Origin of the sequence: Halosegnis marinus, from assembly GCF_029338355.1 — an archaeon.
Classification (GTDB): Archaea; Halobacteriota; Halobacteria; order Halobacteriales; family Haloarculaceae; genus Halosegnis; species Halosegnis marinus.
The window spans coordinates 1,855,314-1,878,230 of record NZ_CP119802.1 but is presented as its reverse complement, the minus strand read 5'-3'; the positions used below and the strand labels follow the sequence as shown (position 1 = coordinate 1,878,230).

Here is a 22,917-nt window from a genome sequence, read left to right as displayed (position 1 = left end):
TTTGTACAAATCAGTCCGATGATGTACATACATGAACACCGACGGAATCGCCCCCGAGGTGCGGTCCATCCTCGACGCGGCGCGGTCGCGCGGCGGGGGCGGCGACCGCCTCTCGGTCGACCCGCGCTCGCTCGCGGACGCCTTCGCCGCCGCGGAGGCCGACGGGCGCGTCCCGCTCGTCGCCGAGGTGAAGCCGACGAGCCCGACCACCGAGGGCGAGCGCACGGACGACCCGGTCGCGCTCGCCCGGGAGATGGTCGCGGGCGGCGCGGCGGCGCTGTCCGTCCTCACCGAACCCGACCACTTCGGCGGCTCGCCCGAGACGCTCGAACGCGTCCGCGCGGCCGTGGACGTGCCGGTCCTGCGGAAGGACTTCGTCCTCGACGAGGCGGGGCTGGACGTGGTCGCGGCGGACGTGATATTGCTCATCGCACGGTTCGTCGGCGACGACCTCGCCGACCTCGTGGCGGCCGCGCGCGACCGGGGCTTTCAGGTGCTGGTCGAGACGCACACCCGCGAGGAGGTCGAGGCCGCTGTCGCGGCCGGCGCCGACGTCGTCGGCGTCAACAACCGCGACCTCGCCGAACTCGACGTGGACCTCGGCACCTTCGAACGCGTCGCCCCGGCCGTTCCCGAGGGCGTCACCCTGATTGCGGAGAGCGGCGTAACGACGACCGACGACGTGCGACGGATGCGGCGGGCCGGGGCCGACGCCCTGCTCGTCGGCTCCGCGATAATGGACGGGAACGTCCGCGAGAACACCCACCGACTCACCCATGCCCGAGAGTAACTCAAAGCGACGGTCCGAGCGGAAGTTCGGCGACTACGGCGGCCAGTACGTCCCCGAGGCGCTGATGCCCGCCATCGAGGAACTGACGGACGCCTACGAGCGGTACGTCCTCGACAACGAAGACGGATTCATGGACGAGTTCCGCGAGCGCATCCGCGACTTCGGCGGGCGGCCGACGCCGCTCCAGCGCGCGGACAACCTCTCGGAGCGGTACGGCTCCGACGTGTACCTGAAGCGCGAGGACCTGCTCCACGGCGGCGCACACAAGCTCAACAACGCGCTCGGGCAGGTGCTGCTGGCGAAGTACATGGGGAAGGAGCGCATCATCGCGGAGACGGGCGCGGGCCAGCACGGCACCGCGACGGCGATGGCCGCGGCCCACCTCGACATGCCCTGCGAGATATACATGGGCCGGCGCGACGTGAACCGCCAGCGGCCCAACGTCTTCCGGATGCGCATCAACGGCGCGGCGGTCAACCCCGTCGACATCGGCCGGGGCACGCTGAAGGAGGCCATCTCCGAGACGATGCGCGACTGGGCGACGACGGTGGAGACGACCCACTACGTCATCGGGAGCGTCGTCGGCCCGGCGCCGTTCCCCGCGATGGTGCGGGACTTCCACCGCGTCATCGCCGAGGAGACGCGCCGACAGGCCGAGGAGCAGTACGGCCGCCTGCCGGACGCGGTCGTCGCCTGCGCGGGCGGCGGCTCGAACACGATGGGCATCTTCTCCGACTTCGTCGGCGACGAGGGGGTGAGCCTCTACGCCGTCGAGGCCGGCGGCTCCTCGCTGTCGGTGGACGAGGAGCGCGGCGTCGCGCCCAACTCCGCGTCGCTCTCGACGGGGAGCGAGGGCGTGCTCCACGGCGCGCGCACCAAACTGCTCCAGGACGGCGACGGCCAGATAATGGAGTCCCACTCCGTCTCCTCGGGGCTGGACTACGCCGGGGTCGGCCCCGAACTCGCGTACCTCGTCGACGAGGGGCGCGTGAACGCGGTCAACGTCGACGACGACGCGGCGCTGGAGGCGTTCCACCGCCTCTCGCAGGACGAGGGCATCATCCCCGCGCTGGAGACGGCCCACGCGCTCGCCTTCCTGGAGGAGACAGACGAGGATCTCGGCGAGTTCGTCGTGGTGAACGTCTCCGGCCGCGGCGACAAGGACCTCGAGGCGGCCATCGAGGAGACGGAGAAGCGCGACCTGCCGAACGCGCCGGACATGGGGGTCTTCGAATGAACGCCGACATCGCCGCCGCGTTCGCGGACGGCCCGGCGTTCATCCCCTACCTCGCCGCGGGCGACCCGAACTACGAGGCCTCGCTGGAATACGTCGAGGCGCTGGAACGGGGCGGCGCCGACATCATCGAACTCGGCCTCCCGTTCTCCGAACCCATCGCCGAGGGCTCCACCATCCAGAGCGCCATCGTTCGCTCGCTGGCGGGTGGGATGACCGTCGGCCGCTACTTCGAGTTCGTCGAGGAGGCGGACGTGGACGTGCCGCTGGTGTGTATGACCTACTACAACCTCATCTACCAGTACGGCGACGAGGAGGGACCGGCGCCGTTCGTCCGCCGGGCGAAGGAGGCCGGCATCGACGGCTTCGTCGTCCCCGACCTCCCCGCGGAGGAGGCCGACCCGCTCCGCGAGGCCTGCACGGACCACGGGCTGGACCTCGTCTTCATCGTCGCGCCGACGACGGACGACGACCGACTCGAACGGCTGGTGTCGCTGTCGTCGGGCTACCTCTACGTGCAGGCGCGACTGGGCGTCACCGGCGCGCGCGACGACGTGAGCGACCAGACGACGGCGAGCCTCGACCGGCTGGCCGGCTACGACGTCCCGAAGGCCGTCGGCTTCGGCATCAAGACGGGCGAACACGCCGAGCGTGTCGTCGCCGGGGGCGCGGACGGCATCATCGTCGGCTCGGCGCTCGTGGACATCGTCGCCGAGGGCCACGAGTCGGACGCCCCGGTCGGCGAGACGGCGAACCGCCTCGAAGCCCTCTGCCGGGAACTGAAGGAGGGCGCGGTCGCCGGCTCGCGCGCGACGACACCGGAACGGACTTGAATCACTCTGCCACACGCTAACGTATCATGGACACGGGAATCTCAGCACGACTCGACCGCATCGGCACAGGGGGGCGATACCTCGTCGTCCCGATGGACCACGGCATCACGATGGGTGCCGTCACGGGCCTGAAGGACATCGAATCGACCATCGACGGCGTCACCCGCGGCGGCGCCGACGCCGTCCTCACGCAGAAGGGCATCGCGCCGCGCGTCCACCCGAACAAGAACGGGAAGGGGTACATCGTCCACCTCAACGCCTCGACCACCATCGGCCCGGACGAACAGGACAAGCGTATCTCCGGGAGCGTCGAGGAGGCCGTCCGCGTCGGCGCGGACGCCGTCTCGCTCCACATCAACGTCGGCTCCGACTACGAGCCGAAACAGCTGGAGGACCTCGCCCGCGTCACGGAGGAGGCCGGCCGCCTCGGCGTCCCCGTCCTCGCGATGGCGTACGCGCGCGGCCCCGGCGTCGATTCGACCGATCCCGAGGCGCTCGGCCACGCCGTTCGCTTCGCGGAGGAGCTCGGTGCCGATATCGTCAAGACGGGCTACTCCGGCGACGCGGGGAGCTTCGAACACGTGGTCGAATCGACGCGCTTGCCGGTCGTTATCGCCGGCGGCGCGAAGGGCACCGACCGCGAGACGGTCGAGGCGGTCCGCGGCGTCATGGACGCCGGCGGCGCGGGCGTCTCGATGGGGCGCAGTATCTTCCAGCACGACGACCCCGAGGCCATCACGACGGCCGTCAGCGCCGTCATCCACGACGACGCCGACACGGAGACTGCGCTCGAACGGGCCGGCCTCGCCGTCGAACTGTAGCGCCGCCGGTCAGAACGCCTCCTCTAGCTCCGACAGCGTCTCGAACGTGTAGTCGGGCGCGTGTTCCTCGGGCGACTCGTCGCGGTCGGACTCGCGGGGATACCACGCCGCGTGCCAGCCCGCGCGCTTCGCGCCCGCCACGTCGTGGTGGAGCGAGTTCCCGACGTACAGCGTCTCCGTCGGGTCCGCGCTCAGTTCCGTCAGCGCGCGCTCGAACGGCTCGCGGGCCGGCTTCGGGCGGGTCTCTTCGCCCGCGAACACCACCGAGTCGAACGCGCCGGTGAGGCCGAGTTCGCGGAGCTTCACCTCCTGGACATCGCGGCCGCCGTTGGTGATGAGCCCGACCGGACCGACCTCGCGGGCGGCCGCGAGCGCGGCCTCGGCGCCGGGGCGAAAGGAGACGGCGGTGTGGTCCGTCGCGGCCTCGTAGGTGCGCGCGAGCGTCGCCGCCGACTCCGTCGGACCGCCGTACCGGTCGGCGGCCGCGCGGAACAGGTAGGTGAGGAACTGGTGGTCGCTGTCGGCGTCCGGCGTCTCCGAGGCGACGGCCCACAGCTCGTCCGGGGTACAGAAAGGGCCGACGCCCGCGCGGCGGAACGCCTCGTCGAGCACCTCGTCGGGGTCGTGGTCGTAGCGGATGAGGGTGTCGTCGAGGTCGAAGCTGACCGCGGCGACGGAGGGCGAACCGGGCATGCTGTTCATAGGTGAATCGCCCCGGATAAGGGTTCTGTCCGTTCGCGCGGTTCCGGAAGAACCGCACTGTCGCCCGAGTCGCCACGTTCAATACCGGACCTCCCGACGCACCGATATGACACGCTCCGTCTGGCTGAAGGCCGACGACGAGGTCGGCGACTGGGACGCGCGACGGGCGCGCATCACCGCCGGTCTGGAGGCCGGGGTCGACGTGGTGCTGGTGGACCAGCGCGACGTTGACCGGGTGCGCGAACTCGGGCAGGTGACGGTCGCGGCCTTCACCGGCGACGATGTCCACGTGATGGACGCGGACGACGAGGGCGGCGAGCCGGACATCGCCGTCGTCGGGAAGGGCGGCGAGGGCGACGGCACGGTCGACCTCCCCTCCGACTTCTCGGGGAGCGCGGACCTGACCACCCTGCGCCGGGACGGCGCGAACGCGTCGTACGTCCGCATCCTGAACGAGGACTACGAGGCGTTCGCACAGGAGGCCGCGACCGAGGCCGACTACACCGTCGTCGTGGGCGACGACTGGAAGATAATCCCGCTGGAGAACCTCATCGCGCGCATCGGGGAGGAGACGGACCTCGTCGCCGGCGTCCGCTCCGCGGAGGAGGCGCGCACCGCCTTCGAGACGCTGGAGCTCGGCGCCGACGCCGTCCTGCTCGACACCGACGACCCGGGCGTCATCCGCGACACGGTGGACGTGCGCGACGAGTCCGAGCGCGAACAGCTCTCGATGCAGTACGCCACGGTGACGGCCGTCGAGGAGACGGGCAGCGCCGACCGCGTCTGCGTCGATACGGGGACGATGATGAACGACGACGAGGGGATGCTCGTGGGGTCGATGTCGCGCGGCCTCTTCTTCGTCCACGCGGAGACCGCGGAGTCGCCGTACGTCGCCTCGCGGCCGTTCCGCGTCAACGCGGGCGCGGTCCACGCGTACGTCCGCACCCCCGGCGGCGGGACGAAGTACCTCTCGGAACTGAAGTCGGGCGACGAGGTGCAGGTCGTCTCGACGGACGGCTCCACGCGGGAGGCCATCGTCGGCCGGTCGAAGATCGAGCGGCGCCCGATGTTCCGCGTCGAGGCCGAGACGGAGAACGGCGACCGCATCGAGACGCTGCTCCAGAACGCCGAGACCATCAAGGTCGCCACCGAGGCGGGGCGGAAGGCCGTCACCGACCTCGAAGCCGGCGACGAACTCCTCGTCTACTACGAGGACACGGCGCGCCACTTCGGCGAGGCCGTCGACGAGAGCATCATCGAGAAGTAACGTCGGTCGGACGCTTTTTCCCCCGTCGCCGTTCACTCGCGAGCGATGACCGACCGCGACCCCAGCGTCACCGCCCGCCGCTTCCTCCCGCTGTTCGCGCTCGGCGCCGTCGGCGTCGCCGCGCTCGTCCTCACCACGGACCGCGCGGCCTACGAACGGGCGGCCGAAGGCGCGGGCCAGTCCGTCGCCGTCGTGATGGCCGCGACGGCCGGCCAGTCGCTCGCGCTCGTGGCCGTCGCCGTCCTCCTCGGCCTCGGCCTCGCGCCGCGGGTCGGCCTCCGCTCGCTCCTCCTCGAGCGTGTCTCCGACGGCGAACCCTTGCTCTCGGCGCTCCGCGGACAGGCCCGCGCGGCCGTCGCCGGCGGCGTCCTCGTCGGCGTCCTGCTGTTCCTCGCCGGCTTCGTCGCCCCGACGCCGGCGGGCGGCGCCCCCGAAGGGACCGTGGGAGCGCTCCTCGGGAGCCTCCCGCTCCGCGTGCTCTACGGGGGTATCACCGAGGAACTCCTCCTGCGGTGGGGCGTCCTCTCGCTCGTCGCCTATCTGCTGTGGCGCGCGAACGGCGCCGAGGGCGACCTCTCCGCGGGGGTCGGCTGGGCCGCCGTACTCGTCTCCGCGGTGCTGTTCGGCGTCGGCCACCTCCCCGCCGCGGCGAGCAGTTACGGCGGGCTCACGCTCCCGGTGCTCGCGTTCGTGATACTCGGCAACACCGTCGCCGGCGTCGTCTTCGGCTGGCTCTACTGGCGGCGGAGCCTGGAGGCGGCGATGGTCGCGCACGCGCTCGCTCACGTCGTCGCCGTCGGCGCGAGCGTCGCGGCGTTACTCGCCTGAGAGGTCGGCCGTACACCACGGGCAGAAGTCGAGGTCGCCGTCGAGTTCCTTCCCGCACGACGGACACCGGGGAGTGTCGTCGTCGGTCCGCATCCGCGCCTCGGCCAGCCTGAAGGCGTCCACCATGGCGAACGCCGTCACCGCCGAGATGACGAGCGAGGGGATCAGGTCCAGCCCCCCGAGCGCGGCGAACAGCTGTGTGGCGGCCGCGACGAGGCCCGAGAGCGTCGGCTCCGGCGTCGGCAGGTCGACGAGCGCCGCGGTGACGGCGGCCCACACGAGGAACCACGTCACGGCGCGGCGGTAGGCGCGCAGGTAGAGGTGGCCCAGCCCCGGCTGGAGGAAGGAGAACCCGGCCGCGAGCCACGCCCGTCTGTCCATCGGCGTCGGCTTACCGCGCGAGGGGCATCAAACCCCGGATTCGCCCGACAGCCGCGCGACGAGGTCCGAGAGCGTCGCGAGGTCGTACTGGCCGGGCGCGGTCGCGTTCTCGGTCGCGACCGGCGCGTAGCCGATTCGCGACCCGTACAGCGGCGCGACGGCACGGGTGTGGCGGCCCGCCTCGCCCATCGCCATCGTCGCCACCGTCGCGCCCTCGGCGGCCATCGCCCGCGTCACCGAGAGCAGGCGGAGCGTGTCGTCGGCCGACTCGGCCGTGACGGCGAGCTTCCCCACGTCGCCGGCGGCCGCGGCGCGGGCGAGCAGGCGCGCGAGTTCGTCGCCCGTCGGCGTCCCCTCGAAGTCGTGGACGCTGGCGACGACCCGCGCCCCGTGGTCGTGGGCGTGGTCCACCGTCGGCTGTGCGCCGTCCTCGATGGCCGCTACCTCGACATCGACGGCGACGACGGCGTCGTGTTCGGCCGCGCGTTCGAGCGCCGCGAGCCGGCCGTCCTCGGCCGCGTCGCCGCCCTCCCACGCGGCGCGGTTCGTACACAGCAGCGGCAGCTCCCCGTCGTAGCCGTCGAGCGCGTCGAGGGGGTCGTCCGCGAGGTCCATCCGGAACTCCACGAGGTCGGCGTGGTCGCGCGCGGCCGGCTCCTCGGCGAGGTCGGCCGTCGAGGCCGCGAGCCGGAAGGCGTCGAAGTCGAGGTCCATACCGCGGACTGTGCGGCCCGCGGCAAAAACCCACTCAGACGGGGTCGTAGCTCGCGGTCCACTCGCGGCCGTCGCGGGTCACGTCGGTCGCCTCGTAGAGGCGGATACCGCGTTCGAGGCTCGTCTTCACGCCGAAGTCGTAGTGGTCGGCCGCGTAGCCGGGATCGTGGTCGGCGGCCCACTCGCGGTGGTCGGCGAGCCGTTCGCGGACCACCTCGCGGGAGAGCGCGGGCGCGCGCTCGGCCGCCTCCGCGAACCCCGCCACGAGGTCGCCGTCGCGCTCGTAGCCGACGCTCGACCGGCCGGCGACCAGCGCCGCGAGCGACGTGGTGCCCGTCCCCCAGAACGGGTCGAGCACGGTGTCGCCGTACACCGAGAACATCGAGACGAGCCGGTATGGCACCTCGAACGGGAACGCCCCGGAGCGGTCGCGCCCCTCCCCCGCGAGCGCCTGCCGCTCGCCGCGTATCTCCCACGTGTCCGAGAACCACGTGTTGCGCTCCTCCCAGAAGTAGGCCGACTCGTAGCGCGTCTCGTCGCTCGGGGGGAAGTCGCGCGTCCCGCCGTTGCGGAAGAGCAGGACGTGTTCGTGTTCGAGCGTCGGGTAGGCGTTCGTCGGGAGCGTCCCGCTGCCCATGAACTTCGCCGTGGAGTTGGTCGGCTTGCGCCACAGCAGGTCCGGGAGCGTCCGGAAGCCGTGGCCGCGCATCCGGCGCGTTATCTCGGCGGCGTTGGGGTACTGCTGGAACTCGTCGAGGTTCCGGGTGGCGTCGCCGACGTTGACGGCGACGATGCCGCCCTCCCGGACCGCGTCGGCGAGCCGCGACCAGACGCCGTCCAGCACGTCGTGCATCGCCTCGAAGGCGCGGTCGCCCTCGTCGGCGGCGAGCGCCTCGGCGGCCTCGGGCGACTGCGCGGCGAAGCAGTCGTCCCACATCTCCACCATCGGATACGGGGGCGAAGTGACCACGAGGTCCGCGGGCTCCGCGAGCGAGAGGTCGCGCGCGTCGGCGACCCTGACCTCGTGGTTCGTCTGCATACGTGCGTCCGATAGGGGGACGGCTTACGGGTCTTGCGGTCCGCGCGCGAGGGCGGCCGGAACCGCTAGGCCGAAATGGGCACCCCCTCTACGGACGAGCGATGACCGAGCTCTCCGAGGAAGCGAAGGAACGGCTGGCGGACGTGGTGGCCCTCCAGCCGACCAAGAACAAGGAGCTACAGGAGCGGTGGGGGATGGAGTCGGGTAGCGAGGTCCACGGCTTCCTCGAGGGGGAGCTGAAGGAGTTCTACTACCGCGACGAGAACAGCCTCATCCGCGCGACGCCGGAGGCCGCCGAACTGGTCGACGTGGCCCCCGGCATCGAGGGGGAGGGCGAGGACGGCCCCCGCGTCGTCCGCGTCCCGGCGCTTCAGGTCGGCATCGTCGAGGTGCTGGCCGCCCGCGACGACGACCCGGAGAGCGTCGTCAGCGTCCTCCACAAGCTCCGGGACGCCGGGTTCGACCCCGAGGTGGACGAGGTGCGCTCGGGGCTGCGCTCGCTCGCGAGCAAGGGCGTCGTCGAGACGGTCAAGCGGACGGTACCCACCTTCCGGCTCGCCGTCTCGCGCGACGACCTCGAGGTCGAGGAACTGGACGACTAGCGGCGGCGCGCCCGCTGGCGCTCCAGCACCCGCCGGAGCGCCTTCCCCGGGCCGCCGTCCACGGGCCACCCCTTCGACCGCCACGCCGGCGGCTCCGGCGCGAACTCCGGACACGACCCCTTACACTCCGCCGCGGTGACGTGGCGCCCCTTCGCCGTACAGTACGGGAGCGGCGTGTCCGGGTCGCGAACCTCGAAGCTCCGGCAGTCGGGCCGCATCGTGTCGAGGAACGAACGCCAGCCGCGCTCGTAGGCGCGCTCGGCTATCTCGCGGCGCTTGTCGGCCTTCCACTCGGGCGAGACGTACTCGAAGCGCGCGGCGCTCCGGTCGTGCTCGCCCCCCGAGGGCCGGTCGAGGATGCGCGTGCCCGGCTCGGCGACGGCGAGCGCGGTCGCGTTCCACGCCGTCTCGACCCCGTCGCCGACCGCGAGGATACCCGCCTCGACGGGGAGCCGCTCGTACAGCGCCGGCGCCACGTCGTCGCCCGTCGCGCGGGTGGCGACCCACACCTCGTCGGCGAGCCCCAGCGCCACGTCGCGTTCGAGCTGGTCGCCGAGCGCCCGGGCCGCGCTCGCGGAGAGGTCGGGCTTGTTCTCGACGGCGACGACGCGGTTCACCCAGTCCGGGTAGCGGTACTTCCGCCTGAGTTCGATGCGGTTGCCGTTCCGGCGCGTCTCGACGAGGCCGCGGTCGGCCGCCTCGTGTATCGCCTCGCGGACGTAGCGCCAGCCGTAGCCGGGGTCGGGGAGCGCGTCGCGGTAGTACGCGTAGCTCCCGGGCGCGTTGCGGACGACGTGGAGCAGGTCCGAGTCGAGCCGCTCGTCGCCGAAGACGGCCCGCGCGTCGAGGCCGTCGGGGTCGCACTCGAGTATCAGGGTGTCCCACCGCCGGGAACGGACGCCGAGCTGGCGGGCGACGAGGACGGCGTCGTCGGGGTCGGCGGGCGTCCACGCCCGCTCGGCCCACCGGCAGACGCGCAACTCGAAGAGGAACTCCGGTTCCACGGGGCGCCCCTACTCGCCGGTCTCCTCGGCCTCCGCGGTCTCGGGGACCTCCTCGGCCTCCGCGGCGTCGCCCTCCTGCGCCTCGAAGTACGCGTCGAGGAACTCGTGGGCCTCCCGGAGGATGTCGCGCGGCCCGTCCTGCGTGATGGTGTTGATGGCCTGCTCGTAGTCGCGCCACTGCAGGTCGCGGTGCTCCTTCGACAGCTCTGCGGACGCCTCGAACGACTTCGCGACGAACAGGTGGACCGTCTTGTGGATGGTGTTGCCGTTCGCCTCGAACACGTAATCGTAGTCCTCGCGGAACCCGTCCAACAGCCGGAAGTCCTCGATTCCGGCTTCTTCCGTGACCTCGCGGATGGCGGTTTGTTGTAGCTCCTCCTCGCCCTCGACTCCGCCCTTGGGGAACTCCCAGTCGCCGGGCCGGGACTTGAGCAGCAGGTACTCACGCCGGCCACGGGTATCCCGGAAGAGGATGGCTCCCGCACTCGTGGCCTCTATCATTACCCCGTGCTACTCCGCCGTGGCTTAAAGGGGTGTCGAAGGGGCGAACGTCGCCCCGAAATCTCATGTGGGGGACGGCCGACCACGGGGTATGGAGGACGCGGGTATCTACGCGCGGGAGGCGACGTACCTCGACCGGTACGTCCAGTTCGGCCACGCCTCGGGGAAACTGCTCTCCGTGTCGTTCCCGACGGAGCCGGACGACAACGCCGAGCCGGAGCACCCCCTGCTCGACCGCATCGGCGCGTACCTGGAGGGCGCGAGCGACGACTTCGACGACGTAGAGGTCGCGCTGACGCTGCCGACCGACCGGCGCGGCGTGCTCGAATCGCTCAGACAGGTCCCCTACGGCGAGAACGTCACCGTCGCCGAGCTCGCGCGGATGACGGCCGGGCTCGTCGACGGCGAGGCGGACGACCACCAGCTCGTCCGCGAGGCGCTGGCGGCCAACCCCGCGCCGCTCGTCGTCGGCGACCACCGCGTCCGGGACGGCCCGAGCGCCGCGCCGCCCGAAGTGGAACAGCGGCTCCGGTCGCTGGAGGGACTTTAGGCCCCGAGCCGCTCGACGCCGAGCCCCTCGTACACGACGAGCTCGACGGCGTTCACGAGGTAGTGAGCGACGGCGACGACGAGGAAACTCCCCGTGGCGATGTAGCCGGCCGCGAGCACGAACCCCAGCGTCCCGGTCACGGCGACGCCGGCCGGGCCCTGCGCCTCGTGGGCGAGCGCGAACGCGACCGAGGAGACGACGGCGAGCGCCCACGGCGACGCCCCGAGGCCGGCGGCGAACGCGCCGACCAGCGCCGCGCGGAACAGCGCCTCCTCGAAGACGGCCACGAGCGGGAGCGTCCCGCCCATGAGCAGGAGCCAGCCGCCCGCGGAGTCGGGCGCGAGCATCCCGCGGAGCTCCTCGCTCGGCGCGTAGCCGGACGCCTCAGCGAGCGCCCCGGCCCCGGTGTTGAGCACGGAGAGGAGGAGGCCGAAGCCGACGCCGAGCGCGAGTTCGCGGAGCGAGACGGAGAGGCCGAACGCGCTCGCCGGGACGCGGGCGTACAGCGCCGCGCCGACGAGCACGAGGAGGAAGAGGCCGTGCGTGACGAGCACGTTCACGAACAGCAGACCGGAGGAGAACCGCTCGGGGTCGCCGCCGGGCGTCGTCGCCGTCGTCGCGGCGAGGTGGTCGGCGTCGTCGGGGAGCGCGTCGAGCCACTCCACCTCCTCGCGGGTCGGGAAGGCGCCCCCGACGCTGCTCACGCGTGCGAGCGCTAACAGCAGAAGGGTGGCCGCGGTCGTGACGCCGGCGAACGCGGCCCAGTCGGTCACGTCGGTTCAGTCGTCGCTCGGGCTGGGGGAGCCGCCCGGACGCGCGTCCGAACCGCTTTCGAGCGCCTTGCCCGTGATGGAGCGGAGGCGGTCGACGAGCGAGTCCTTCTCGGGCTCGCCCGCGAGCGCGACCTCCAGCACCTCGGAGATGTGCGAGACCGGAACGATCTCGACCTGCTCCTTGTACTCCTCCTCGATCATCACGTCCTGCTCGTTCGCCTTCGGGATGATGACCGTGTCGAGGCCGGTCTTGGCGGCGGCCTCGATCTTGTGGGTGACGCCGCCGACCGGGAGCACGTCGCCGCGGACCGACAGCGAGCCGGTCATGGCGACGTCCTGCTCGACGGGGATGTTCTCCAGCGCGGAGATGACCGCCGTCGCCACGGTGACGGAGGCGGAGTCGCCCTCGACGCCCTCGTAGCTCTGGACGAACTGGATGTGGATGTCCTTCTGGGAGATGTCCTCGTCGGAGAACTTCTTGATGATGGCCGAGACGTTCTGGACGGCCTCCATCGCGATCTCCTGGAGCTTCCCGGTGGCGATGACCTCGCCGGGGCCCTGCGAGGGGGTGACCTCGGCCATGACGGGCATCACGATACCGGAGTCGTCGCCCATGACGGCGAGGCCGTTGACGCGGCCCACCATGTCGCCCTGGTTGACGGTCATGTCGTAGTCCTTCCGGCGCTCGATGTAGTTGTCCGCGAGCTGCTGTTCGATGGAGCGGGAGCGCTCCTTCGCCTGCAGCACCTCGGCGCGGTCGGTGACCTCCTTGTCCTCGGCGCGGGCGATGTCGCCCGCGACGCGGACCAGGCCGCCGAGGTTGCGGAGTTCGAGCGTGAGGTGGCCCTTCCGGCCGGCGCGCCGTTGCGCCTCCAGGATGACCTCCTCCATCGCCTCGTTGGTGAAGGGCGGCAGCCGGCCGTCCTTGTCGACCTCCTGGGCGATGAAGCGCGCCAGCTTCCGGCGCATCTCCGGGGTGTCCTCGATGGTGTCGTCCATGTACACCTCGTAGCCGTACCCCTTGATGCGCGAGCGGAGCGCGGGGTGCATGTTCTCCATCGCGTCGAGGTTGCCCGCCGCGACCATCACGAAGTCGCAGGGGACGGGCTCCGTCTGGACCATCGCGCCCGAGGAGCGCTCGGACTGGCCCGTGATGGAGAACTTCCCCTCCTGGATGGCGGTCATCAGCTTCTGCTGGGAGCGGATGTCGAGCGTGTTGATCTCGTCGACGAACAGCACGCCCTTGTTCGCCTTGTGGATGGCGCCGGCCTCGACGCGGTCGTGGCTCGGCGTCTCCATCCCGCCCGACTGGAACGGGTCGTGGCGCACGTCGCCCAGCAGCGCGCCGGCGTGGGCGCCGGTCGCGTCCTCGAAGGGAGCGGTCTGCTGGTCGGCCGTGTTGACCAGCAGGTTCGGAATCATCGCGTCGGAGCCCCGCGAGGAGTAGCGGAAGGCGAGGTAGATGACACCCGCCGCGAGGATGCCGAGCAGGAGCTGTCCGGCGATGAGCAGCGAGTAGCCGAACACCACCGCGATGATTATCCACATGAGGAAGCTCCGCATCTGGTTGCGCTTGCGGGCCTCCTCCTTGTGGGCCTCGACTATCTGCTCGCCCTTGCCCGCGGGCACGGTGCGTATCTTCGGCTCGTTACCGTCGTCGGGGTTGTGGTAGACGAGGATGTCCTGCAGCTCCTCGCGCGGGAGCAGCTGGGACATCGCCTTCGCGAGCATCGACTTGCCGGTCCCCGGCGAGCCGATCATCATCACGTGGCGGCGCTGTTTCGCCGCCTTCAGGATGATGTCGCGGGCGTCGTCCTGCCCGATGACCTGGTCGACCAGGCGGTCGGGGACCTCGATGTCAGCCGAGGTGTCGATCTGGAGTCCCCCGAGGAGGCCGTCCTCCTCGCTCTCGTCGACCTCGACGGCGGGGTTCTCGGCGACGTCGCTCCCGAGCTCCTCGGTCGCCTCGTCGATGGGCGTCATCTCCCCGTCGGGGTCGTTGGAGTTGCTCCGTCCCGTCTCCGGGTCGGGCCGCTCCCCGTCGGGGGCGTCGTTCGTTTCGATTTCGTCGCTCATAGAACGGGTTTCGTCGTTCGATACGAGGTACGCTCGACTGATATACTTTCTCCCGGGACGGCTCGGAACGGTTCGAAAAACCGACAGAGGGCGGCGCGACTGGCCGCCGTCGGGCGGTCGCGTTCCCGGACTCGCCGTACTTATACCGCGGGGGGCCGACCCCCGGGTATGACCCGCGGCTTCTACATCGGGCGGTTCCAGCCCTACCACGAGGGCCACCACGCGATGGTCGAGCGCATCGCCGGCGAGGTGGACGAACTCGTGCTCGGGATCGGGAGCGCCGACCAGTCGCACACGGAGCGGAACCCGTTCACGGCGGGCGAGCGCATCGAGATGGTGACGAAGGCGACGGCGCCGATGGACCTCATCACCTACGCGGTCCCCATCGAGGACCTGAACCGCAACGCGGTGTGGGTGAGCCACGTCCAGAGCATGAGCCCCCGGTTCGACGTGGCCTACTCGAACAACCCCCTCGTCGTCCGCCTGTTCGAGGAGGCGGGCGTCGAGGTGCGCCAGTCGCCGATGTTCCGCCGCGAGGAGTTCGAGGGGACCGAGGTGCGCGAGCGGATGGCCGGCGGGCGGGACTGGGAGGAACTCGTCCCCGGGGCCGTCGTCGATACCATCGCCGAGATAGACGGCGTCGCCCGGCTGAAACAGGTGACGGACACCGACAGCGGCGAAGCGTGATAACCCTCGCTACCGACTTCGGCGAGCCGTACCCCGCGGCGATGAAGGGCGTCGTCGCCCGGCGGACGGACGCCGACGTGACGGACATCGCCCACGAACTCCCCCGGCAGGACCCCCGCGCCGCGGCGTTCTGGCTCCGGTTCGTCCTCCCGGAGTTCCCGCCGGCGGTCCACTGTATCGTCGTGGACCCCGGCGTCGGCACCGACCGGAAGGCGCTCGTCGTCCGCGCCGGCGGCCACGCGCTCGTCGGGCCGGACAACGGCGTCCTGTTCCCTCCGGCGCGGGCGCTCGCCGACGGCGGCGACATAGAGGTCTTCGAGGTCCGCGTGAAGGACCCCGCCTCCCAGACCTTCCACGGCCGGGACGTGTTCGCGCCCGTCGCCGCCGACTGCCACGATGTCGGAATCGACGACCTCCACCGGCTGCCCGCCCTCTCGCCGACCCGCGAGTACGCCGACCTCGCCTTCCCCGCGCCCGAGGTCCGCGACGACGGCGCGACCGCGGAGGTGCTCGTCGTGGACGGCTTCGGCAACGCCGTGACGAACCTCGCCGGCACGAGGGTCGAGGGGCGCGACGCCGTCACGGTGAACGGCGAGTCCGTCCCCGTCGCGCCCTCGTACGCCCACGTCGGCGCGGGCGAGCGACTCGTCACCGTCGGGAGTCACGGGCAGGCCGAACTCGCCGTGAACCGGGGGCGCGGCGACGAGACGTTCGGCCTCGGGCCGGGCGACACGGTCGAGTTCGGGTGGTGAGCGCGTGGTCGCGCCCCCGGACCCCTTCGCGGTCGCCAACGCGCTCGGCCTCGTCGCCTTCGGCGCGGCGGGGGCGCTGAAGGGCGCGGAGGCGGACCTCGACCCGTTCGGCGTGGTCGTCCTCGGTCTGCTCACCGCCTTCGGCGGCGGCGCGCTCCGCGACGTGCTCGTCGGGCGGACGCCCGCCTCGCTGCTGACGACCGGCGACGTGACCTTCGCGTTCGTCGGCGTCGCCGTGGCCGTCGTCCTCTCGCTGTCGGGCGTCGCGGGGCGCGACCACCCGGCGCTCGCGCTCGCCGACAGCGTGGGACTCGCCGCCTTCGCCGCCACGGGCGCGCTCGTCGGCGTCGACGCCGGCGTCTCCCCCTTCGGCGTCGTCCTGCTCGCCACGCTGACGGGCGTCGGCGGCGGGTCGCTGTCGGACCTGCTCCTCACCCGCGTCCCGGTCGTGCTCCGCGAGGACTTCTACGCGACACCCGCGCTCGCGGGCGGGGTCGCCCTGCTCGCGGTGCGGGCCGCGAACGTCGCGCCGCCGGCCCCGACCGCGACCTGCGTCGGCGTCACGCTCGCGCTCAGACTGGCGGCGATTCGCTACGACTGGTCGCTCCCCTCCCTGTGAGCCCCCCTCTTTAACGTTGGATGGCGGCGTGACTCGGGGCCGTGAGCGAGGACGAACTCGGCTTCGCCGGCGCGGCCGCCATCGGCCTCGGGGGGATGATCGGCGGCGGCGTGTTCTCCGTCCTCGGCGTCGTCGTCTCCATCGCCGGGGGCGCCGCGTGGCTGGCGTTCACGGCGGCGAGCCTCGTCTCGATGTGCGCGGCGTACAGCTACATCAAGCTCAACGAGCTCGGCGACGAACACGGCGGGTCGGTCACCCAGATAGAGCAGTTCCTCGGCAACCGCGACGCCGCGGGGATGGTCGGGTGGACCCTGCTGGTCGGCTACGTCGGGGCCATCGCCGTCTACGCGTTCGCGTTCGGCGGCTTCGCCGTGGAGTTGTCCCCGGCGTGGCTCCGGGAGGCGGTGCCGCTCCCGCTCCGCCCGACCTACTCGGTGTTCGCCGTGGCGCTGTTCGTCGTGCTCAACGTCGTCGGGGCCCGGGCGACGGGGGCCTCCGAGAAGGTGCTCGTCGGGCTGAAGCTCGTCGTCCTCTTCGGCGTGAGCGCGTGGGGGCTGTGGTACGGTGCGACCCACGACGGGCTCTCCTTCGGCTTCGGTCGGCTCGACGACCTCGGGCTGGTGACGGCCACGGCCGTCTCGTTCGTCTCCTTTCAGGGGTGGCAGCTGCTCGTCTACGACTACGGGAGCGTGCGCGACCCCGAGGAGACGATTCCGAAGGCCATCTACACCTCCATCGTGGGCGCGATCGTCATCGACAGCATGGTGGCGATACTCGTCACGAGCACGGTGGCGACCGACGTCATCCGGCGACAGCCCGAAATCGCCGTCGCACGCGCCGTCGAGCCGTTCCTCGGGAGCCTCGGGTTCGTCTTCGTCGCCGTCGCCGCGCTGTTCTCGACGGGGAGCGCCATCAACGGGACGCTGTTCTCCTCGGCTCACTTCGCCAAGGGGATGCTCGCGGACGGGCTGATTCCCGACCGGGCGGGGTCGGCCGACGCCGACGGCGCACCCGAGCGCACCCTTCTCGTCATCGGCGCGCTCGCGGCCGCCTTCACCGCCTACGGCTCGCTCGACGCCATCACCTCGTTCGGCTCGCTCGCGTTCATGGTCGTCTTCGGCGTCATGTCGTTCATCGCGTTCACGAAGCGCGACGCGGAGGGGGTCAACGGCGCGATACCCGCGGTCGGCGTCCTCGGCACGGGGGCGTTCTTCCCGCTGCTGGTCTTCCACCTCTACACCGCACAGCGCGAGGTGTTCTGGTCCGTGCTCGCCGTCGCCGTCGTCGTGGTCGCCGTGGAACTGCTCTACTTCGAGGGCGAACGGATGGTCTCCGGGGCGCGCTCGTTCGAGCGGGCGCTCGACGCGCGACTGCCCGGCCGCGAGGACTAGGATTTCAGGTCGCGTCGAAGCCGCTCAGGTCGAACTCGGCGTCCGCGGCCCGCGGGAGCCGCATCGGCGTGACGCTCACGTTCCCCGCGAGGACGGCGTGGCGGTCCGTCTCGGGGTCGTCGCGCGTCTCGCCGTCGAGGAAGCGTTCCCAGCCGCCGTCGCGCAGTTCCACCTCCCCGTCCTCGACCCGGTCGGCCTCGACGGCGTACTCGCGGGCGGGCCGCGTGAGGTGGACCTCCGGGTCGTCGGCGAAGGCCGGGGCGTTCACGTTCAGGTACTCGGCCGCCGCGAAGACCCCGGAGTCGAGCGCGCGCTCGGTCACGAACGCGCCCGCCTCGGCCGCGAGTTCGAACGTCTCCGGGTCCTCGTGGGGCGGCGCGGGGTCGGTGTGGTCGGCCGTGGAGACGGCCACCGCCGGCACGCCGAAGTGGGCGGCCTCGACGGCCGCGCCGACCGTCCCGGAGCGTTCGAGGATGTGCGCCGAGAGGTTCATGCCGTCGTTGACCCCCGCGACGACCACGTCCGGGTCGATGTCGAGCACGGAGAGCGCGACGGCCACCGCGTCCGAAGGCGTCCCCTCGACGGCGTAGCCGCGCTCCGTCTCCTCGATGCCGGTCGGGCCGGCGTGCCACGTCATGTCCCGCCCGGCCCACGACTGGTTCGTCGCGGGCGCGACGACGGTCACGTCGCCGACGCGGTCGAGCGCGTCCGCCAGCGCGCCGATGCCGTGGGCGTCGATGCCGTCGTCGTTGGTCACGAGAACCGAGCGTTCGGTCATGTCGCACGCGAGGGAGGGCGCGCGCATGGACGTTGCGACTCCGGACACCGCCGCCGTGAGGGGGAGACGGTGCCCGTGGGCCGGCGGCGCGCGAATAACATGAACTACCATTACATATATACGGATGGCCCCACACGCCTGTGATGTGATGGAACAGGGCAGTCCGCCGCTGGTGCCGGAGGTTTCGAACGACGACGAACGGTCGAACGCGCGTGTCGTGACCGACGGGGAGGGCGGCCGCCGCCGTCCGTCGCCGGTCGAGGCGCCGCTCGTGCCGGACCTCCGGTAGGGAAACTCGTTCTCGCGGCGACGCCGACGCCCGGAGCCGCGGCTATCGGGCGGTGAAAAGGGAGAAACGGAGCCCGCTCAGTTCGCGGAGATGACGTCGTCGATGCGGACGATCATCGTCGCGGCCTCGGTGGCCGACTCGACGGCCTCGCGCTTGACGGCCGCGGGGTCGAGGATGCCGGCCTCGACGGGGTCGCCGACGTTGCCGGTCTGACCCTCGGAGATGAGGCCCGCGATGCCCTCGGACTCGTGGCGGTTCCGCAGGTCCACGAGCGCGTCGATGGGGTCCATGCCGGTGTTCTCCGCGAGCGTGCGCGGCAGCACGTCGACGGCGTCGGCGAACGCCTCGACGGCGAGCTGCTTGCGGCCCTCGATGCCGGCCGCGCCCGAGCGGATGTGGTCCGCGACGGCGATCTCGGTCGCGCCGGCGCCGGGGACGACACCGCCCGCGTCGAGCGCCGCCGTCACGACGTCGATGGCGTCGTTGAGCGCGCGCTCCAGCTCGTCGGCGACGTGTTCCGTGCCGCCGCGGGCGAAGACGGTGACCGTCTCGGCGTCCGCGCCGCCCTCGATGAAGGTGAGGTCGTCGTCGCCGAACTTCTGGACGCTGATGTCCTCGGCGAAGCCGAGGTCGCTCTCCTCGAGGTCCTTGAGCGAGCCGACCGTGCGCGCGCCGACCGCGCGGGCGATGCGGCCCGCGTCGTCGTCGGAGACGCTCTCGACGGCGAGAACGCCCTCCTTGGCGAGCAGGGAGGCGACGCGGTCCTCCACGTCGCCGGTGACGAACGCCACGTCGATGCCGGCCTCGACGACCTGCTCGGCGTAGCCGCGCAGTTCGTCCTCCTCGGCGTCGAGCGCCTGCGTCAGCTGGTCGACGTCGGTGACGTTGTACTCGGCGTCGATGTTGGACTCGCGGAGGTCGAGGTCGAGGTCGAGCACGGCGACGCTCGCGTCCTCGACGCGGCGGGGCATGTCGGCGTGGACCGGCTCCTCGTCGAGGACGACGCCCTCGACGAGTTCGGTCGCGGAGGCGCCGGCGCCCGTCTGCGTGCGGACCGTGATGTCGTCGCGGACGACGCGCCCGTCGGCCCGGGCGTGGCGCACCGCGCCGACGACCGTCTCGGCGAGCGAGGCGGCGTCGATGTCGCCCGTCCCCTTCCCGGTCATGGAGGACTCGGCGACGGATTCGAGCAGCTCGTCGTCGAGCTCCTCGTCGAGGACGAGGTCGTCGATGGCTTCGAGCGCGAGGCGGCTGGCCTCGTGGTACCCCTCGACGATGGTCGTCGGGTGGACGTCGTCCTCGAGGAGGTTCTCGGCCTTCGCGAGCAGCTGGCCCGCGAGCACCGAGGCCGTCGTGGTGCCGTCGCCGACCTCCTCCTCCTGTGTGGAGGCGACCTCGACGATCATCTGTGCGGCGGGGTGCTCGATGTCCATCTTCTCCAGAATGGTCGCGCCGTCGTTCGTGATGACGACGTCGCCGGAGTCGGAGACGAGCATCTTGTCCATGCCGCGCGGGCCGAGCGTCGTGCGTACGGCCTCCGCGACCGCCTTCCCGGCGCGAATGTTCGAGGACTGCGCGTCCTGGCCGCGCGTCCGCTCGCTGTCCTCCGAGAGAATGAACATGGGCTGGCCTCCCATTGCGCGTCGCTGTTGTGCCATAATCAACTGATATGTGGCCCGCACTTCTACATAAATCCATCGAGACAGAGCGTGCCAAACCGCCGGACGAGAGCCGTGTGGCGTGTTCCCACAGACCGTCCGACGACCCCCCTACTCCCGCCGGTCGTAGACGGCGACGGCGCGGTCGGTGCGGGCCGACAGGCCGGCGGGGTTGCGCCGCGGCGAGCGGTCGCGCCAGCGGGCGCGCAGGCCGCGGTAGCCGCCCCCGACCGACCCGAGCAGCACGTCACGGCCGTTACCGACCCACCGCGAGGGCTGGCCGTCGCCGCTCACGACGTCACGAGCCGCCTCGACGGCGTCGCCGACGGCGTGGCGGCCGACGCGGTAGAGGACGGTCGGTCGCGCGCCGTAGTTCTTGGTCAGTCGGTAGGCGAGCGAGCGGTAGCGCCACCCCCAGTCGGGACCGTCGCCGCCGTCGGTCATCACCGAGGGCCGGGCGACGGCGTCGTCGGCCCGCGAGACGGCCATGTCGGGGAGCCACGAGACGGTGCGGTCGAGCGCCGCCAGCCGGTGGGCCGCGTCGCGCGCGCCGCCGACGGCGAGGTACTCGTCGAAGCCGTCGATGGCCGCGAGCGCGTCGGCCGTGAACGCGGCGTTCCCGCCGTTCACGTAGTGGACGTTCCGCCCGCTGATGGTGCGCGTCTCCGGCCCCTCCGCGGTCCACCCCACGTCGAGGGTGCGCCGAACGGGGCCGGTGACGGCGCTCGCGTCCGCCAGTCCCGCGCGGAGCGCGTCGAGCCAGCCCGACTCGACGCCGTGTTCGGGCGAGACGAAGGCGACGGCGTCGCCGCGGGCCCGGCTGACCCCCGCGTTGCGCGCGACGTTCACGTTCCGGTCGTCGAGTTCGACGAGCACGTCCACGTCGTCGCGGTCGCGACACATCCCCGAGGTGCCGTCCGCGGAGGGGCCGTTGACGACGATGGTCTCGGTCGGACCGACCGCCGCGAGGGCGTCGAGACACGCCGCGAGCCGCTCGCGGCTATTGAGCGTCGGAACCACGACCGAGACGTCCATACCCCCCGATAGCAGTCCCGAGCGGTAAAAACACCCCGGTGCGGGCCGCTCGCGGCCTCAGGCGACCCGCACGTCCCAGTACGACACCGAGGCGAGCGGGCGACCGAGCGGCGTCCGGCCGATGGCCGAGTCCACCGTACGGAACGCCTGCGCGACGCCGTCCGGTATCTTCCGGTAGAAGCCGTAGGGGAGCACGAAGTCGTGTTCCGACCCCTCCAGCTGGAGGCCCGCGCCGTCGAGCAGGCGGTACACCTCCGTCTCGGAGTAGAGCCGGGACCCCATCGGGAGGAGGGCGTTGTACAGCGAGCGCGTCGAGAAGCGGTTGAACGTGTCGAAGAACACCTGCGACTTCGAGACGCGGGCCATCTCCGCGAGGAACGAGGCCGGGGTGTCCGCGAGGTGGAAGAAGCGCATCGCGAACACCGCGTCGAAGTGGTCGTCGGGGAACGGTAGCCGCGCCGCGTCCCCGCGCATGAACTCCAGGTGGTCGTCGACGCCGAGCCGTTGCGCCTTCGTGCGCCCCTGCTGGAGCATCGCCTCGGAGATGTCGAGGCCGACGATGTCGGCCCCCTCGCTGGCGAGCATCGCGGTGAACCGACCGGTGCCGCAGGCTATCTCGAGGACGCGCTTCCCCTCCAGGGGGGAGAGCGCCCGCATCACGGCGGCCTTCTCGCGCTGGTCGATGAGGCGGCCGCCCCGGGAGAACCGCTTGTCCTCGTACTCCTCGGCGACGTCGTCCGCCTGGTACCACTCCGCTCCCTTCACTACCGCCGACTGCCACCCGCGCGCTTAAGAACGTATTGAAGACCGTCAGGTCGGACGGACCCGGTCGCCGTCGCGGCGGACGCGCCCCTCCACGGCCAGTTTCTCGACGTGGGCCGCGACGGTGGCGACGGCCATCTCCCACACCGCCGACACGTCCTTCTCGTAGGCCGCCTCGGTCACGGCGTCGAGCGTGTCCGCGCCCTCGCGTATCGCGGCCAGCACCCGCCGCTCGCGGTCGAGGCGGTGGCGGACGAGTCGTTCACAGGTCGCGCGCGGGTCCTCGATGACGGGGCCGTGACCGGGATAGATGCGGTCGGGACTCCGGGTCCGAACTCGGCGCAGGGAGGTCAGATACGCCCGCAGGTCACCCTCGGGCGCGGCGACGGCGACCGACCCCTCGGCGACGGCGAGGTCGCCGCCGAGCAGGCCCTCGGGGGTCGAGAACCCGACGTGTTCGGGCGCGTGGCCGGGGGTGTCGAGAACGGCGAGCGTGTCGGCGATGTCCGTTCCCTCCCGGAAGGTCCGGTCGGGGGCGACGCCGGTCGCGGCCTCGAAGGCGCGCTCGCGGCCGGCGCGACCCCACACCGTCGCGCCCGTCTCGCGGGCGTAGTGGGCGACCCCGCCGGCGTGGTCGGGGTGGTGGTGGGTGACGGCGACGGCGTCGAGGTCGGCGGGCACCGCGGCGTCGATGTCCGGGTGGCGCTCGGGCGGGTCCACGAGGACGGCGCGGCCGCCGCGCTCGACGACGTAGGCGTTGACCGCGCCGTGCGGGACGCGGTCGTGAGGTACGGGAATCCGGGTGACGGTCACGGTCGACCGTCGGCCCCC

26 protein-coding genes are annotated in these 22,917 nt (G+C 71.7%); 13 read left to right on the top strand and 13 right to left on the bottom strand.

Features of this window, described 5'->3' with window-relative positions; genetic code table 11:
* Positions 1-31 precede the first annotated feature (31 nt).
* Genes trpC through P2T37_RS10410 form a run of 4 tightly spaced genes read left to right on the top strand, consistent with a single transcriptional unit; the run spans position 32 to position 3,678 of the window.
* Positions 32-790: an indole-3-glycerol phosphate synthase gene (trpC, locus tag P2T37_RS10425; RefSeq protein WP_276233868.1), complete on the top strand. Its 759-nt coding sequence runs from the start codon at positions 32-34 to the stop codon at positions 788-790.
* On the top strand, positions 777-2,027 hold the full coding sequence (gene trpB / locus P2T37_RS10420) for a tryptophan synthase subunit beta (RefSeq protein ID WP_276233867.1): 1,251 nt from the start codon (positions 777-779) through the stop codon (positions 2,025-2,027). The genes trpC and trpB overlap by 14 nt, the downstream gene beginning before the upstream one ends.
* Positions 2,024-2,857 carry a tryptophan synthase subunit alpha gene (gene trpA / locus P2T37_RS10415; protein WP_276233866.1) on the top strand — a complete coding sequence of 278 codons (834 nt, stop codon included), beginning with the start codon at positions 2,024-2,026 and terminating at the stop codon, positions 2,855-2,857. The genes trpB and trpA overlap by 4 nt, the downstream gene beginning before the upstream one ends.
* Positions 2,858-2,883: 26 nt before the next feature.
* The gene (locus P2T37_RS10410) at positions 2,884-3,678 is read left to right on the top strand and encodes a 2-amino-3,7-dideoxy-D-threo-hept-6-ulosonate synthase (RefSeq protein WP_276233865.1); all 795 of its coding nucleotides are present in this window, start codon (positions 2,884-2,886) and stop codon (positions 3,676-3,678) included.
* 9 nt (positions 3,679-3,687) lie between these two features.
* Here the strand turns inward: P2T37_RS10410 and P2T37_RS10405 are convergent, their stop codons facing one another.
* Positions 3,688-4,371, bottom strand: coding sequence for an HAD family hydrolase (locus P2T37_RS10405; protein ID WP_276233864.1), 684 nt, complete (start codon positions 4,369-4,371; stop codon positions 3,688-3,690).
* A 115-nt stretch (positions 4,372-4,486) separates the two neighbouring features.
* On the opposite strand from P2T37_RS10405, the gene P2T37_RS10400 reads away from it, so the two are divergent.
* A complete protein-coding gene (locus P2T37_RS10400) occupies positions 4,487-5,647 on the top strand; it encodes a 3-dehydroquinate synthase II (protein WP_276233863.1) in 1,161 nt (386 codons plus the stop codon).
* A 45-nt stretch (positions 5,648-5,692) separates the two neighbouring features.
* Positions 5,693-6,475: a CPBP family intramembrane glutamic endopeptidase gene (locus P2T37_RS10395; RefSeq protein ID WP_276233862.1), complete on the top strand. Its 783-nt coding sequence runs from the start codon at positions 5,693-5,695 to the stop codon at positions 6,473-6,475.
* On the opposite strand, the gene P2T37_RS10390 is transcribed toward P2T37_RS10395, so the two are convergent.
* The 3 genes from P2T37_RS10390 to P2T37_RS10380 are packed head-to-tail and all read right to left on the bottom strand — an operon-like array spanning position 6,464 to position 8,609.
* Positions 6,464-6,856 carry a DUF7575 domain-containing protein gene (locus tag P2T37_RS10390; protein ID WP_276233861.1) on the bottom strand — a complete coding sequence of 131 codons (393 nt, stop codon included), beginning with the start codon at positions 6,854-6,856 and terminating at the stop codon, positions 6,464-6,466. The two genes, P2T37_RS10395 and P2T37_RS10390, sit on opposite strands and share 12 nt — an antisense overlap.
* A gap of 27 nt (positions 6,857-6,883) precedes the next feature.
* Positions 6,884-7,570 carry a type I 3-dehydroquinate dehydratase gene (locus P2T37_RS10385; protein WP_276233860.1) on the bottom strand — a complete coding sequence of 229 codons (687 nt, stop codon included), beginning with the start codon at positions 7,568-7,570 and terminating at the stop codon, positions 6,884-6,886.
* A 34-nt stretch (positions 7,571-7,604) separates the two neighbouring features.
* The gene (locus P2T37_RS10380; protein WP_276233859.1) at positions 7,605-8,609 is read right to left on the bottom strand and encodes a DNA-methyltransferase; all 1,005 of its coding nucleotides are present in this window, start codon (positions 8,607-8,609) and stop codon (positions 7,605-7,607) included.
* Between the two features lie 101 nt (positions 8,610-8,710).
* On the opposite strand from P2T37_RS10380, the gene P2T37_RS10375 reads away from it, so the two are divergent.
* Positions 8,711-9,211, top strand: a complete 501-nt coding sequence (locus P2T37_RS10375) for a DUF5797 family protein (protein WP_276233858.1) — start codon at positions 8,711-8,713, stop codon at positions 9,209-9,211.
* Here P2T37_RS10375 and P2T37_RS10370 read toward each other — a convergent pair.
* Together P2T37_RS10370 and P2T37_RS10365 are read right to left on the bottom strand one after the other, a co-directional pair.
* On the bottom strand, positions 9,208-10,215 hold the full coding sequence (locus P2T37_RS10370; RefSeq protein WP_276233857.1) for a DUF5787 family protein: 1,008 nt from the start codon (positions 10,213-10,215) through the stop codon (positions 9,208-9,210). The genes P2T37_RS10375 and P2T37_RS10370 overlap by 4 nt on opposite strands.
* A 9-nt stretch (positions 10,216-10,224) precedes the next feature.
* On the bottom strand, positions 10,225-10,716 hold the full coding sequence (locus tag P2T37_RS10365; protein ID WP_276233856.1) for a bis(5'-nucleosyl)-tetraphosphatase: 492 nt from the start codon (positions 10,714-10,716) through the stop codon (positions 10,225-10,227).
* Between the two features lie 91 nt (positions 10,717-10,807).
* Between P2T37_RS10365 and P2T37_RS10360 the strand changes: the two genes are divergently transcribed.
* A complete protein-coding gene (locus tag P2T37_RS10360) occupies positions 10,808-11,266 on the top strand; it encodes an MGMT family protein (RefSeq protein ID WP_276233855.1) in 459 nt (152 codons plus the stop codon).
* Here P2T37_RS10360 and P2T37_RS10355 read toward each other — a convergent pair.
* On the bottom strand, positions 11,263-12,039 hold the full coding sequence (locus P2T37_RS10355; RefSeq protein ID WP_276233854.1) for a CPBP family intramembrane glutamic endopeptidase: 777 nt from the start codon (positions 12,037-12,039) through the stop codon (positions 11,263-11,265). The genes P2T37_RS10360 and P2T37_RS10355 overlap by 4 nt on opposite strands.
* Before the next feature lie 6 nt (positions 12,040-12,045).
* Entirely contained in the window at positions 12,046-14,115 is a 2,070-nt protein-coding gene (gene lonB / locus P2T37_RS10350) for an ATP-dependent protease LonB (protein ID WP_276233853.1), read from the bottom strand.
* A 168-nt stretch (positions 14,116-14,283) separates the two neighbouring features.
* Between lonB and P2T37_RS10345 the strand changes: the two genes are divergently transcribed.
* Genes P2T37_RS10345 through P2T37_RS10330 form a run of 4 tightly spaced genes read left to right on the top strand, consistent with a single transcriptional unit; the run spans position 14,284 to position 17,564 of the window.
* Positions 14,284-14,802, top strand: a complete 519-nt coding sequence (locus tag P2T37_RS10345; RefSeq protein WP_276233852.1) for a nicotinamide-nucleotide adenylyltransferase — start codon at positions 14,284-14,286, stop codon at positions 14,800-14,802.
* Positions 14,799-15,554 (top strand): SAM hydrolase/SAM-dependent halogenase family protein, encoded by a 756-nt coding sequence (locus P2T37_RS10340; RefSeq protein ID WP_276233851.1) that lies wholly within the window; start codon positions 14,799-14,801, stop codon positions 15,552-15,554. Before P2T37_RS10345 ends, P2T37_RS10340 begins: the two co-directional genes overlap by 4 nt.
* Before the next feature lie 4 nt (positions 15,555-15,558).
* The gene (locus P2T37_RS10335; protein ID WP_276233850.1) at positions 15,559-16,173 is read left to right on the top strand and encodes a trimeric intracellular cation channel family protein; all 615 of its coding nucleotides are present in this window, start codon (positions 15,559-15,561) and stop codon (positions 16,171-16,173) included.
* A 41-nt stretch (positions 16,174-16,214) separates the two neighbouring features.
* Positions 16,215-17,564: an APC family permease gene (locus tag P2T37_RS10330; RefSeq protein WP_276233849.1), complete on the top strand. Its 1,350-nt coding sequence runs from the start codon at positions 16,215-16,217 to the stop codon at positions 17,562-17,564.
* A 4-nt stretch (positions 17,565-17,568) separates the two neighbouring features.
* Here the strand turns inward: P2T37_RS10330 and surE are convergent, their stop codons facing one another.
* Positions 17,569-18,342, bottom strand: a complete 774-nt coding sequence (gene surE / locus P2T37_RS10325; protein ID WP_276233848.1) for a 5'/3'-nucleotidase SurE — start codon at positions 18,340-18,342, stop codon at positions 17,569-17,571.
* A gap of 148 nt (positions 18,343-18,490) precedes the next feature.
* Here surE and P2T37_RS10320 point away from each other — a divergent pair, with 148 nt between their 5' ends.
* Positions 18,491-18,631, top strand: coding sequence for a hypothetical protein (locus P2T37_RS10320; protein WP_276233847.1), 141 nt, complete (start codon positions 18,491-18,493; stop codon positions 18,629-18,631).
* A gap of 77 nt (positions 18,632-18,708) precedes the next feature.
* On the opposite strand, the gene thsA is transcribed toward P2T37_RS10320, so the two are convergent.
* The 4 genes from thsA to P2T37_RS10300 form a co-directional block, all read right to left on the bottom strand.
* The gene (gene thsA / locus P2T37_RS10315) at positions 18,709-20,268 is read right to left on the bottom strand and encodes a thermosome subunit alpha (RefSeq protein ID WP_276233846.1); all 1,560 of its coding nucleotides are present in this window, start codon (positions 20,266-20,268) and stop codon (positions 18,709-18,711) included.
* Between the two features lie 132 nt (positions 20,269-20,400).
* Positions 20,401-21,324 carry a glycosyltransferase family 2 protein gene (locus tag P2T37_RS10310; RefSeq protein ID WP_276233845.1) on the bottom strand — a complete coding sequence of 308 codons (924 nt, stop codon included), beginning with the start codon at positions 21,322-21,324 and terminating at the stop codon, positions 20,401-20,403.
* Between the two features lie 57 nt (positions 21,325-21,381).
* A complete protein-coding gene (locus P2T37_RS10305; RefSeq protein WP_276233844.1) occupies positions 21,382-22,089 on the bottom strand; it encodes a class I SAM-dependent methyltransferase in 708 nt (235 codons plus the stop codon).
* Positions 22,090-22,134: 45 nt separating this feature from the next.
* Positions 22,135-22,899 (bottom strand): MBL fold metallo-hydrolase, encoded by a 765-nt coding sequence (locus tag P2T37_RS10300; protein WP_276233843.1) that lies wholly within the window; start codon positions 22,897-22,899, stop codon positions 22,135-22,137.
* Between the last annotated feature and the right edge of the window lie 18 nt (positions 22,900-22,917).